This window comes from Bradyrhizobium sp. WYCCWR 13022 (assembly GCF_030435535.1).
GTDB lineage: Bacteria > Pseudomonadota > Alphaproteobacteria > Rhizobiales > Xanthobacteraceae > Bradyrhizobium.
The window spans coordinates 39,737-52,494 of the sequence record NZ_JAUIZJ010000009.1; the positions used below are offsets into that span (position 1 = coordinate 39,737).

Here is a 12,758-nt window from a genome sequence, read left to right on the forward strand (position 1 = left end):
CGATTGCGGAGGCAGGCTGGGAGGGAGGGGTTCGCTTCTTCGGTGAAGTCGATGCTTCGGACGTTAACGTGCGCCGTATTGTATTATAGTGTGGATTCGCCAGCCGGTTTAATCGCATCCACTTCTGTTACGAGGCCGGCCCGACGGGCCATGGCCTTTATCGTCTGATCCAATCGCTCGGCCACGAATGCACGGTGGTGGCGCCATCCACCCTGATCGCCGCGCGACAGAGAGAGCTCGGATCGTCGCCGAGAGTCTGTTGCCCGGTGCTCAGGTGTCCGAGGTGGCGCGCAAGCACGGAGCGACGCGCTGGCAGATCTACGATTGGCGAGGGGGTTGCGACAGCGAGACATGTTGCCGCCGTGCGAAGCGTCGCAGCCGACATTCGCGCCGCTGGTCGTGGAAGGTGCGTTGGAGGAGCGTCAGGTTCCGGCGATCAAGCTTGAGATCGCGATCGGCGATGTCGTGCTGCGGACGGATATGGCCATTGATGCCGAGCAGCTGTCCCGGGTAATCCGTGCGGTGCGAGCGTCACGATGATCGCGGCTGGTGCGGATTTGCAACGCGGCCGATCGACTTCCGCGGCGGCCATGATGGGCTTGCGACGGAGGTGCAGGAGATGCTTCGTCTCGACCCGTTCCTCGGCGCGGCCTTCGTGTTCCGATCGAACCGAGGCCAACGATTGCGGACGGCGTGATGCGGATGTCGCGGGCGATGTTCGCGGCCTTTTTCGAGGGGCTGGATTGGAGGTTAGTCCGTCCGGAAGAAGCACGGCGCCCGCAGGCGGCGGGACAACTGCGGCAGAATGACTCGAAAGCTACTTTGAACGTAGCAGGCGCGGCCGCGATATGCTCGAAATAGCGCATGAGCATCGCGGCGCTGCGCGACGATCCGCGCGATCGAGGCGTACTTATTGTCGATGCTCGTGCCGCCAGGCGAAGGTCGATCTGGATGCGCTGGCCGGAGGGGAGCGTGGCCGTGTCGTGTTTTAGCGCGGCGCAAAGCAGCGACGCGAACACAGTCGGGATCAATACCGCCCTGCCGCAAGGACGATTCGGAATGGACACTCTGATTGACATGAGCACTGGTGGTCATCAAAGCGAATGTCGTGATCTGGGCCGACCTATGGCGTTCATGAAAGCGGGGGATAGTCCAAGCAAAGCGCCCAGAACTTGCTGGGCTTGACTTGACGTTCCAAGTTCGCTCGTTCTAATTTTGTTCTCCTGGGGTCCGATTCTGCCGGTCCGTCCCTTTTCAATGACAACAGCAGCGCCACGATCCGGCCAGGAACCATGCACGAGATCATCTGTCCCCACTGTGACAAGGCCTTCAAGGTTGATGAAGCCGGTTACGCGGACATCCTGAAGCAAGTCCGTGACGCGGATTTCGCTCAGCAGCTCCACGAACGGTTGGAGCTGGCCGAGCGTGACAAGCAGAGCGCCGTTGAATTGGCCAAGGCCCAGGTAAGCAGCGATCTGCAGAAGACCACGGCTGCTAAGGACGCTGAAATCCAGGAATTAAAGTCCAAGCTTGAGGGGAGCGGCGTTGCCCAGAAGCTCGCGGTTGCTGAAGCGCTCAGCGCCGTCGAAAAGGAGCGGGATAGACTCGCGAACGCGCTAGCTGAGTCCGAGCGCGAAAAGAAGGCGGCCTCGGAGCTTGCTGACGCGCTCCTGGCGAGCGAGCAGCACAAGATTGCTACTGCCAAGGAAAGGGAGATCCAGGATCTGAAGGCGAAGGTTCAGGCAGTTGAGCTTGAGAAGAAGCTCGCCGTGACTGAAGCGGTAGGTGCCCTCGAAAAAGAGCGTGATGAGCTGAAAAGCGGCATCAGTCGAGTACAGCTCGAAAAGCAGCTCTCCGAGCAATCGTTGAAGGATAAGTACGAAACCCAGATCAAAGATCGCGACGACGCCATCGAGCGTCTCAAGGATATGAAGGCCCGCCTCTCGACCAAGATGGTGGGCGAGACCCTCGAGCAACACTGCGAGACTGAGTTTAACCGGGTCCGGTCGATGGCTTTTCCGCGCGCTTATTTCGAGAAGGACAACGACGCGCGGACCGGCAGCAAGGGCGATTACATTTTCCGCGACTCGGACGAGGCAGGCACTGAAATCATTTCGATCATGTTCGAGATGAAGAACGAGAGCGATAAGACCGCGACGAAAAGCAAAAACGAAGACTTTCTCAAAGAACTTGACCGGGATCGCATCGAGAAGGGCTGCGAGTACGCTATCTTGGTCTCATTGCTTGAACCGGACAACGAGCTTTACAATGCCGGCATCGTCGACGTCTTCCACCGCTACCCAAAAATGTATGTCATCCGGCCGCAGTTCTTCCTGCCTATGATTACGCTCCTAAGGAACGCGGCAGTCAATTCGCTGAAGTACAAAACCGAGCTTGCGCTCGTGAAAGCGCAGAATGTCGATATAACCCAGTTTGAGAACCAGCTCGAATCGTTCAAAACCGCATTCTCAAAGAACTATGATCTTGCTTCCCGGCACTTTCAGACGGCTCTTACGGAGATCGACAAGTCGATCGATCATCTGCAGAAGACGAAGGATGCCTTGATCGGTGCGGATCGCAACCTGCGTCTTGCCAATGACAAGGCACAGGACGTGACGATTAAGAAGCTAACTCGGGGCAATCCGACAATGGCTGCGAAATTTGCGGAGCTTAAGAGCGCGCCTGCCGAAGCCGCGGAGTGAGGCGGTCGAAGTATTGAGTCTGCGCGTAAAATCGTGTTTTCGAATTCACGATGTCACGGCCTGACTGAAGAAGGCGGGCCGTTAGCCGAAGATATGACCAAAAACAAGGCGACGATTGCCGCAATGGCGGCCGGCGGCGCGGTCGCAATCACATTGTCCTTAACTTGTCGTCCGTTAAGAAGCCGATTGTAGCGATGAGCGGTCGCTGGCGGCCGCGATGAAGGTGGTCAGGATCAGGCACCAAAGAGCCCTCAGCCAGGCGAGGACCCGGCGGAAGTTGTGACCGACGGCGGAGAGGATGACGTTAGCCGCATCGCCGGGGCGGCCTTTGAGGTAGCATCGGCCGAGGTGACCATCGGTCTTCAGGTGTCCGATGATGGGCTCGATGGCGGAGCGGCGGCGCAACTCGCGCTTGATGACACCGAAGACGCCGCGCTTCTGGCCGGAAATGAAGACGCGACGAGGATTTTGCGCGTCATGGCCGCGGTATCCCTTGTCGACATAGGCCCGCTCGATCGCACAGCCGGTGAGTGTCTCGGTGCGGTCGATGACGTCCCGCAAGGTGTGACCGTCGTACGGGTTATCGGGTAGCGCCCTGGCGTGCAGCACGAACAGGCCGCCTGGAGCACGGCGGTTGTTGGTGACGATGGAGGCTTTGACACCGAACTCGTAGGGTGCGGCGGCCTTGCCCTTGCCGATGCACTCGACCTCTGGAGCATGGAAGGAATACAGCTTCCAGCCGCGCTGGCGCTGCTGCTGCGAGCGGATCTGCGAGGCCCTGCCGAGCGGCAGGGCGAAGGCGTTCTCGAGCACGGCCTGACCTTCGATCTTGCGGCGGATATCGCGGATGATCCGGCCCAACCGGCTGCGCAGGATGCGCAACTGCCGCTGATGCCGCTTGAATTGCTTGGCGTGGGCGTAGCGTCCCGCCATCATCGCCGCGGTCTTGGCAATGCGAAGATAGGACTGCCGCAGCTTGACCCCGTGCTTCCTCGCCAGGCGGTTGAGCCCCTTGATTGCCGCGTGCAGCAGCTTGGCATCGGTCGGGAAGGTGATGGCCTTTGGCTGCACCGTGGTGTCGACTGTGACCCGCTTGAGGTCCTGGCTGCGTAACGCGCCGGCCTCGTGCGCCACCCGCAGGCTCTCGGCCAACAGCAGCTCCAGCTTGTCGCCGAGCCGCTTGCGCCAGTGGCTCAGGTCCGAGCGCTCGTGCGGGAAGGCGTGCTGGAAGAACTCTTCGCCGGTGAAGTACTGGAAATACGGGTCGTGGACCCAGCGCTCGCACACCCCCTCATCGGACAGGCCGTAAATGTGCTTGAGCAGCAAGAGCCCGATCATGAAGCGGGTCGCGATGCCCGGCCGACCGTTCTCGCTGTAGAGCGGCGCGATCTCGCCGTCGATCCAGTCCCAGTCGACCTTGCCGGCGAGCTGAACCAGCTCGTGCTTCATGTTGATGATCTGGTCCAGCCTGGCCCGGAACAGATCGCCCGATCCCGTCGCTTTGGGCTTCTTCGGTCGCATCGCCACCTCCGATGCGAGGACGGAATCATGACTGGCGATTCGATGGAATCCTCAAAACGAAATTGCAGGGTTCCGATGCCCGAAGCATCAAAACCCTGCAATCCCAAAACAGGCAACAACGAATAATGCGATCCCAGCTCAGTCGTTTAGCCGCTCTTCACGGACGACTAACTTTTGCGACGAACTGCGCGAGTAGCGGCTTGAGGTGCGTACCCTGGGCGCCCGCAACAACCGACCTACTTGAGCCCTGAGCAGAACCGCTGAATGCGTGCACAGGCATCAAGGAGAACCTCGGTCGAGGTCGCATAAGACAATCGGAAATTCGGCCCCTGGCCGAACGCGGCGCCATGCACGACCGCGGCGCCTTCCTCCTCGAGGAGTGCCGCGGCAAAATCCTCGTCGTTCCGGAGGAACTTACCGGAGCGGGTGCTCCTTCCGATCGCGTCTGCACAGGACGGGTAGACGTAGAAGGCCCCGTCGGGAACCGGGCATTTGAGATGATCCGCCTCGTTCAACAACGACACGACGAGATCGCGCCTCTCCTTGAAGACAGAACGACTCTTGGCAATGTAATCCTGCGGGCCGTTTAGCGCTTCGACAGCCGCCCATTGCGCGATCGAGCAGGCACCCGACGTCTGCTGGCTCTGCAGCTTTTCGAGCTCCTTGATCAGCCTCTCGGGCCCACCCGCGTAACCGATGCGCCAACCGGTCATCGCGTAGGATTTCGAGACGCCATTGACCGTGAGGACTCGGTCGCGGAGAGCCGGCTCGACCTGCGCCATGGTGGTAAAGACAAAATTGCCGTAGGTGAGATGTTCATAGATGTCGTCCGACAGCGTCCATACGTGCGGATGCCGGACCAGCACCTCGGAAAGAGCCTTCAATTCATCGCCGCTGTAGGCGGCACCGGTCGGGTTCGACGGCGAGTTCAGAATCAGCCATTTCGTGCGCGGTGTAATGGCCGCCTCGAGCGCCGCCGCGGTCACCTTGAAACCGTCAGACAGACAAGTTGGCACAAAACTGGCCTGCCGCCAGCAAACAGGACGAGATCCGGATAGCTGACCCAATACGGCGCGGGAATGATGACCTCGTCGCCCTTGTTGAGCGTCGCAAGGAGCGCGTTGAAGATCACGTTTTTGCCACCCGTCCCGACGATGGTTTCGCTCGGCTTGTAGTCGATCCCGTTCTCCCGTTTGAACTTCGCGGCAACTGCCTCCCGCAGCGCCGGCACGCCGGGCGTACCTGGGTACTTGGTCTCGCCCCTATCGATCGCCGCCTTGGCGGCCTCCTTGATGTTGTCCGGCGTATCGAAGTCGGGCTCCCCGACGGAGAGGAAGACGACATCACAGCCGGATTTCTTCAGTTCGCGCGCCTTGCGCGTGACGAAGATAGTGGCGGAGGGTTGAATGCGCTCGAGCGCGTCGGACACGAATGACATCTTGCTTTCCTGGAAAAATCCTTTGATTAGGGCGCTGACGATAGAATCAGCGCCTCTCTTTCGCGTAGCGTTCCTTGGTCGCATCGTTCGGTGGATATAGACCGTCGAGCAATGCTCCCGCCTTCACCTGATCGTAGACCCACTCCTCGAAGCGATCTTTCTCGAAGGCTTCGACCGCAACGGCTTCTGCGATCGCGGCCGGCACGACGACGGCACCGTCGTCGTCCGCAACCACGATGTCGCCGGGAAATATCGTAACGCCGCCGCACGCCACCGCGACCTGCGTGTCGGCACAGAAGAACTCGGACGGCGAGGGCGGCGCGGTGGTGCCGTCCGCCCAGATCGGCCAATTGAGTTTCTTCATGCCGACGAGGTCGCGTATCGCTCCGTCGGTGACAAGACCTGCGATGCCTCGCGTCTGCATCCGAGCGCAGATGATGTCGCCGAACACGCCGGCCGACCGCAGCCCCATCGCATCCACGACCACCACGGCGCCGGCGGGAATCTTCTCCATGACCGTGCGCGGCGACGTGGGGCCGGCTACGGCCATGGTCGTCGTGATATCTTCGCGCGCCGGCACAAAACGCATCGTGTAGGCCGGCCCCGCGATGCGCTTCTGCCCTTCCACCAGCGCCCGCGGTCCGCGCAGCGAGACACGGGCGAAGCCCTTCTGCCGAAGGACAGTCGAGACGGTCGCGACGGCCGTCTTTTCGAGGGTTAGCAGGGCCTCAGTCGAAATATTCGTCATCGCCGCTCTCTTTCGATCATGAAGCTTCGCGGTCGCGGTGGCCGTAAAGACGAGCGGCCGCTTCCTGCGACAGACGTCCTTCGAAGACGTCCCTCTCGATCAACGCCGCCGGTCGTTCCTTCGGGTTGCCGAGACCACCACCGCCGGGCGTATGGATCACCAGCCGGTCGCCCGCCTCGATCGTCTGAAGCCCCTTGCCGGCGATCGGCCGTCCGGACGCGAGGCCGACATAGCCCGCCCCGCCGTTCTCGCCGCCCAGGCGTCCTCGCGCCGGATTCTTGACGCGCTCGAAGGCGGCGCTGAGCCGGAACGCGGTGCCGTCGGCGTTCTCGACCTCGATGATTTGGCCGAGACCACCGCGCGTGCGCCCCGGACCGCCGCTGTCTATGCGGAGCTCCTTGCGCCAGAACACGAAGGGGATCTGCGTTTCCGCGATCTCGATTGGCATGCACTGGATGCCCGTTGGGAACGCTGTCGCCGACAAGCCGTCCTTTGTGAAGCGGGCTCCCATACCGCCGCTGGTGGTAACCGTCAACGAGTAGTTGCGCCCCTTGCGCTCTCCGACTGTGAAGGTCCCGCGCAGTGCGATATTCCACATGCACGAACTGCCCTCGGCGGGGATGCGCTCCGGCAGGATTTGCAAGAGGCAGCCAAACACCAGATCCGGCAGCATCTGGCCGATCACGTGCCGCGCTCCGACGGGCGAGGGCTTCCTGGCGTTGACGATGCAACCCTCCGGCGCGAGGACCTTCAACAGGGACAGAGATCCGGCATTGTTGGGAATGTCGTCAGCGATGGCGCAACTGATGGCGAAGGACGTGTAGGCGGTCGCGTAAGTCAAGGGAACGTTGATGCCCTTAATCACCGCGGGGGCGCTGCCGGCAAAGTCGACAACGATGCCGTCCTCGTTAATCGTCAGTGCGGCCCGGAGCGTCAGCGGCTCGTTGTAGCCGTCGACGATCATCTCGTTTCTCCAAGTTCCCTTCGGAAGCGACACGATCTCCTTAAGCACCGCTTGGCGGGAGCGCTCGAGAATGAAGTCGGCGAGCTCCGAAAGATCATCGAGGCGAAACTCTGTCATTGTCTCTTGAAGCCGCCTGACGCCGACATCGTTGCACGCCGCGAGCGAGTAGGTATCCCCGATGGTGTCGACCGGAAGCCGCGTGTTAGCTTCGATCACCGCCATGAGCGTCTCGTTGACCGTGCCGGCGTCGATTAGCTTGATCAACGGAATGTAGAGACCTTCCGCAAATACGTCCGGAGCTTCAGTCCCCGCGCCCAGCCCGCCAATGTCCATGAGATGGCTGGTGCAGGCGAACAGAGCGACACACTTGTCTTTGTGGAAGCAAGGCGTGACAACGACGAAGTCGTTGAGGTGGCCGGTTCCGAGCCACGGGTCGTTGGTGATATAGGCGTCGCCCGGCTTCATCGTTGTGGTCGGAAAGCGACCCAGAAAGTGTTTCACGGACTCTGCCATCGTGTTCACGTGGCCCGGCGTGCCGGTCACGGCCTGCGCCAACATCCGGCCGTAAAGGTCGAATACGCCGACCGAGACGTCGCCGCAGGCGCGGACTAGTGGACTGAAGGCGGTGCGGATCAGAATCTGCGCCTGCTCCTCAACGAGGGCCAGCAGACGATTCCAGAGGACTTGATGGTGGATCGCGGAATTTAGATTTCGGGTTTCGACCGCCTGTTCCGAGGCGGCGATCCGCTGCATGACGATGCTGCCGTCCCCGTCGATGGAGGCGGAGAAGCGTGATGTGATGAAGGTCGTGGTCTCGTCCTCCACGATGAGTGCCGGGCCGCGGATGGTCAATCCATTTGCCATCTGCGAACGATTGTAGGCGGGGACAACGATGGACTTCGAGGCCGTGCCATCAAAGACCTCGCGCACGCCTGCATCCGATGGCTCGCCGATGTTCCAAATGAGAGCTGTCGGTTCGACGGATTTGCGCGTCGTCGAGACAGTCACCGACCAGCTCAGGACCTCGATGGCAGCGCCCGGAATGAACCGGGTGAAGAGGCGTCCGTAGAGATCCTCAAACCATTCGCGCAGCACGGTGCCCGTCAGAGGCTTGGACCGGTCCGGCAGGACAACCGAGATTTCATGACCCTGGCCCACGTAGCGCATGTGCGCCACGCAACGCTCGACGAGCTCTGCGCCCTCGGTCTTCACCAGGGCGATGGTGTCGGCCGCCAAGGCGTCGAGAAAAGCGCCGATCTCGGCTGGATCGACGGAAGCGAGATTGACGTGCTTGCTCCGGATCAGTTCAAAGGAGATCGGCGCCTCTAGGAATCCGACCGCCGAGCCGACGCCCGCGTTGCGCGGCACGACCACCTTGCGGATGCCGACCTTCTCGGCAACCCAAGCGGCGTGCAGTGGGGCCGCACCGCCGAATGCGATCATCGTATAGTCGGCGATGGGCTCGCCGCGTTCGGCTGCGTGCACGCGGACCGCGCTCGCCATGCTTTCGCACACGGTCTCGGTGATGGCGAAGGCCGCCGTTTTGCTCGAAAGGCCGAGCTTCTTGCCAACGGCGGCGTCGAGCGCACGGGAGGCTGCCTGCGGATCGAGTTGAACTCGTCCGCCCGCGAACGCGCCGGGATCCAAGAGCCCTAGCGCGAGGTCGGCGTCGGTCACTGTCGCCCCGGACCCACCACCCGGGTAACAGGCCGGCCCCGGCTGCGAGCCCGCGCTCTGCGGACCGACGGTGACCCTGCGGAGCCGGTCGACGCCTGCGATGGATCCGCCGCCCGCTCCGATCTCGACGAGCTCGACGGCTGGGATCCGCAGCGGCAGCCCGCTGCCCTTCATAAAGCGGTGCGTCCGGTCGACCTCGAACGAGTTGGCGGTGACCGGCTCGCCGTCCTGAATTAGGCAGACCTTTGCGGTCGTACCGCCCATATCGAAAGAGACGACCCGCTTGTCCCCAAGCCTGCGGGCGCGCTGTGCGGCGTAGATCGCTCCGCCCGCGGGGCCGGACTCGACCAGCCGGATCGGATAGCGTTTGGCGGTCTCGATGGAAGTCAGACCGCCTCCGGACGTCACTAGGAAAAGCCGACCGGTGAAGCCCGCTGCCGTGAGCGCCGCCTCCATCCTTTCAAGATAGCCGTTGATGAGCGGCTTCACGTAGGCGTTGGCGGCCGCTGTTGACGTGCGTTCGTACTCCCGGATTTCCGGGCAGACGTCGGACGACATTGTGATCGACAGGTCGGGCATCTGCCCGGCGAGGAAGCGCGCGGCCTTCCGTTCATGCTCCGAATTCGCATATGAATGCAGGAAAGCGATCGCCACGCTCTCGACAAGGCTTTTCCTGAGTTTGTTGACGATTTCGGCGAGCTCCGCGAGATCCAGTTCGAGCTTGACGTCGCCCTTTGCGTCGATGCGCTCGGCCACGGTGTAGCGGCGCTCTCTGGGTATCAGCGGCAGAGGCTTGGTTAGTTGCAGATCGTACTGGTCGTAACGCCCCTCACTGCCGACTTCCAACACGTCGCGGAAGCCAGCGGTCGCGATTAGTGCCGTCTTCGCGCCTTTACGTTCGAGCACCGCGTTCGTCGCAAGCGTCGTGCCATGGATGAAGACGTCGACTTTCGAGAAGTCGAGGTTGACCGTCGCGAGAAGCTGCTTCGCGCCGTTCATCAACCCGACCTCGGGCTGCGCAACCGTAGTGAGGACCTTGCGGGTGACCCTGCCGAAGGGGCCATCGAGCACCACGTCGGTGAACGTGCCGCCGATGTCAATGGCAAGGCGGGTTTCGATCTTCTTGGTCAAGGAATGTCTCCGACAGATCCGGTGCTCATATGAGAAGCGACTTCAATGATTCCGCTTTCCGTCCGCACAATCCGACGAAGCGGTCGAATTCGTCATTGGTCAGCGTAGGCGATTTTTTGCAGTTGAGATTAAGCGTTCCGAAGATCGAGCCGTCGTGCCGATACAAAGGGAACGCAACTGTGCGCCATCCCATGACGAACTCGTCTTCCATCACGCTGTAGCCGCGTTTGCGCGCGGCCATGATCTCGGACTTGATGACTGCTTTATCGGTCTGCGTCGCCTCTGTCTGTGCGACCGGCTTCAGTTTCGCCAAGTAGGAGGTGAGCTCGTTTTCGGTCTTCTGGCCCAGCAGCACGCGACCGGCCGCGGTGCAGTAGGCGGGAAACCGCGTGCCCACCCCTAGCGATCGCGACATCAGTTGTTCGGGCATCGTGTAGGCGACGACGAGCACCTCTGCGCCGTCGAGGACGCCGACCAGACAGGATTGTCCTGTGATCCGCGAGAGCTCTTCACAGGCAGGCTGCAGCACCTGGGCGTGACCGCCGCTCGCAAGGTAGGACGTCGCAAAACGGACGACCTTTGGCGTCAGCCTGAAAGTACGACCCGAAGTCTCTGCATAGCCAAGCGTGGTCAGGGTGTGCAGGATCCTGCGGACGCTCGGCTTGGGAAGATCCGTCGCCCTTGCCAGATCGCTGATAGTCGGAGGCTCGCGATGATTGCCAAGTGTCTCGATGACGCTCAGGCTGCGCGATAGCACTTCGAGGAAATCGGGCCCGCGGCCCGCTGCCTGACGTCTTTCGGTGTCTTCGGCTCGCAACTTCGTCATATTGCATTCTCCGCGGCTGGACGGAAGCCCCGGGTCTCTGCCGCGTCGGCTACGACGATCTGCGGCGTGCAGTGATTCGGCAGGTGCCTGCATGGGTCGAAGCTGACGTCTGACAACCAGCCAAAGTCCATTTTGCGCTCGTGGCGTTCTACGAGATTACGGAGTTCACTCCTGGCGGGTTGTTGAGTTTCAGTTAATAACCAGGCCAAGCCGCGAGACAAGACTTGTCCATGCTTCTTGCGTCGCGGCGACCTCGGAGGCGGCATCACGACCAACGCTTGGCTTGCCGACGACGAAATTCTGCTTCATGATATTTTGCATCGCGCTGGTTGAAACGATCTTGGTAAAAGTCTTCTCGAGGATATCCGTTATCTCCGCGGGAAGCTTTGCCGGACCAAACAGGCCAATGAAGCCGCCTCGCCAATCGAATTCGGCAGGATAGCCCAGGTTCTTAAATGTCGGAATGTTTGCAAAGCCGTCGACTTCATCGGGCGATAGCATCGCCAAAGCTTTGACCGTACGGGCCTCGATTTGAGGCGCTATCGTGCTCATCGTGCCCATTGCGCAGGCCACTTGGTTACTCAACAGATCGTTGAGCATCGGCGCTTCGCCCTTGTAGGGCACATGAACCATCTCGAGCTTGTTATAGTCGGAAAATAGCTGCTGAAAAGCATGGCTCGTGGTGCCGGCGCCAAAAGTGCCGTATGCAAGTCTTTTGCCGCGAGCGTAGGCGACAAATTCTTCCATCGTGTTGGCGGGAGACAGGGCGGGGACCACGAGTGGCATCACGGTCCGGCCGAGCGAGCCGATCGTCGTGAAATCGTCCACCGCATCATAGAGTTTCTGGGCGGCAACGGCCGGCGCCTGTACAAGGCTCGACGAATTGAAGAGCAAGGTGTGGCCATCAGGGTTAGCGCGCGCGACCTCTAAAGAGCCAATCATGCCCCCAGCTCCCGCGCGGTTATCCACGATCACCGTCTGGCCAAGCTCGGTCGAAAGGGTTTGTCCTAGCGACCGAGACAGCACGTCGACAACGCCGCCGGCAGGGAATGGGCAGACCAACCTTATCGTTCTGGTCGGATAACTGGCAGACCGGGCAAAAGGCGCATTGGCCATGACGGCCGTCCCAATAACGCCGACGTGGAATAACCGTCGCGTAATCATGCTGTCTCCGCTCGTACGTTCAGCGTACATTTGTACGTAGTGGAGCACAGATTGCACGAGATCGTCAAACTCTAAAAACGTCGTCCCGTGCCCGCCCTGGTATGCCGACGTCGCCCGAGAATAGAATCTCGGAATCCATTTCCAGGATGAAGAGGCTGAGCGAAGTATCGAGATTACGCACAGTCCTCGCGCGCATGCCGACCTCCGCGCTGTTGGTAGGAGCGGCGATAGCGCAGCTTCTTCGCCGGTCGCTCAGATGCCGACACGATCTCGCTACAATTCCGGGATGCTGACGGAGAGGTTTGCGATGCGCCAGTCGCGTGCGGCCGGCGACAAGCTGTTCGTCGACTGCGCTGGCGACCGCGGGGGTGATCGAGGGATTCGCCGGCGAACGGCGCACCGCGCCGACATCGCGAAAGCGATCAACTTGCTGCTGAACCGGTGGGCCGCGTTCACCCGCTTCCCTCACCAACAACGCTGCTGAACAGCGCGAGGGTGTCGGCCGGCAGATGAAACTCGACCTTCGCCGGCTCAGACGCCGGTAATCACCGTGCTAGAGGGCGTCTACACGATCATCGAACCTGCAA

10 protein-coding genes and 2 pseudogenes are annotated in these 12,758 nt (G+C 61.2%); 6 read left to right on the top strand and 6 right to left on the bottom strand.

The annotated features are described in order from the left end of the window. Positions 1–187: 187 nt before the first annotated feature. The 5 genes and pseudogenes from QY049_RS14590 to QY049_RS14605 form a co-directional block, all read left to right on the top strand. Positions 188–286, top strand: a pseudogene (locus QY049_RS14590) (hypothetical protein); the annotation flags it as partial. Positions 287–351: 65 nt separating this feature from the next. Then, positions 352–540 (top strand): hypothetical protein, encoded by a 189-nt coding sequence (locus QY049_RS14595; protein WP_232995589.1) that lies wholly within the window; start codon positions 352–354, stop codon positions 538–540. Continuing rightward, entirely contained in the window at positions 518–697 is a 180-nt protein-coding gene (gene tnpB, locus QY049_RS39015) for an IS66 family insertion sequence element accessory protein TnpB (protein WP_128929704.1), read from the top strand. Before QY049_RS14595 ends, tnpB begins: the two co-directional genes overlap by 23 nt. Before the next feature lie 167 nt (positions 698–864). After that, positions 865–1,185 (top strand): hypothetical protein, encoded by a 321-nt coding sequence (locus tag QY049_RS14600; RefSeq protein WP_128929703.1) that lies wholly within the window; start codon positions 865–867, stop codon positions 1,183–1,185. Between the two features lie 107 nt (positions 1,186–1,292). After that, positions 1,293–2,702 carry a DUF2130 domain-containing protein gene (locus QY049_RS14605; RefSeq protein ID WP_128929702.1) on the top strand — a complete coding sequence of 470 codons (1,410 nt, stop codon included), beginning with the start codon at positions 1,293–1,295 and terminating at the stop codon, positions 2,700–2,702. A 174-nt stretch (positions 2,703–2,876) separates the two neighbouring features. On the opposite strand, the gene QY049_RS14610 is transcribed toward QY049_RS14605, so the two are convergent. The 6 genes and pseudogenes from QY049_RS14610 to QY049_RS14635 all read right to left on the bottom strand — a co-directional run bounded on the left by QY049_RS14610 (position 2,877) and on the right by QY049_RS14635 (position 12,123). Continuing rightward, complete coding sequence (locus tag QY049_RS14610; RefSeq protein WP_128929701.1) at positions 2,877–4,223, bottom strand: IS5 family transposase; 1,347 nt, start codon at positions 4,221–4,223, stop codon at positions 2,877–2,879. Positions 4,224–4,459: 236 nt separating this feature from the next. Continuing rightward, positions 4,460–5,661, bottom strand: a pseudogene (locus QY049_RS14615) (pyridoxal phosphate-dependent aminotransferase). A gap of 46 nt (positions 5,662–5,707) precedes the next feature. Then, positions 5,708–6,409 (bottom strand): ribonuclease activity regulator RraA, encoded by a 702-nt coding sequence (locus tag QY049_RS14620; RefSeq protein ID WP_128929700.1) that lies wholly within the window; start codon positions 6,407–6,409, stop codon positions 5,708–5,710. A 16-nt stretch (positions 6,410–6,425) separates the two neighbouring features. Then, positions 6,426–10,181, bottom strand: coding sequence for a hydantoinase B/oxoprolinase family protein (locus QY049_RS14625; protein WP_128958244.1), 3,756 nt, complete (start codon positions 10,179–10,181; stop codon positions 6,426–6,428). Positions 10,182–10,206: 25 nt separating this feature from the next. Then, positions 10,207–11,007 (bottom strand): IclR family transcriptional regulator C-terminal domain-containing protein, encoded by an 801-nt coding sequence (locus QY049_RS14630; protein ID WP_164933829.1) that lies wholly within the window; start codon positions 11,005–11,007, stop codon positions 10,207–10,209. Positions 11,008–11,196: 189 nt separating this feature from the next. Further along, entirely contained in the window at positions 11,197–12,123 is a 927-nt protein-coding gene (locus QY049_RS14635) for a tripartite tricarboxylate transporter substrate binding protein (protein ID WP_164933830.1), read from the bottom strand. 355 nt (positions 12,124–12,478) lie between these two features. Here QY049_RS14635 and QY049_RS14640 point away from each other — a divergent pair, with 355 nt between their 5' ends. Beyond that, complete coding sequence (locus QY049_RS14640; protein ID WP_164933831.1) at positions 12,479–12,655, top strand: hypothetical protein; 177 nt, start codon at positions 12,479–12,481, stop codon at positions 12,653–12,655. Positions 12,656–12,758 lie beyond the last annotated feature (103 nt).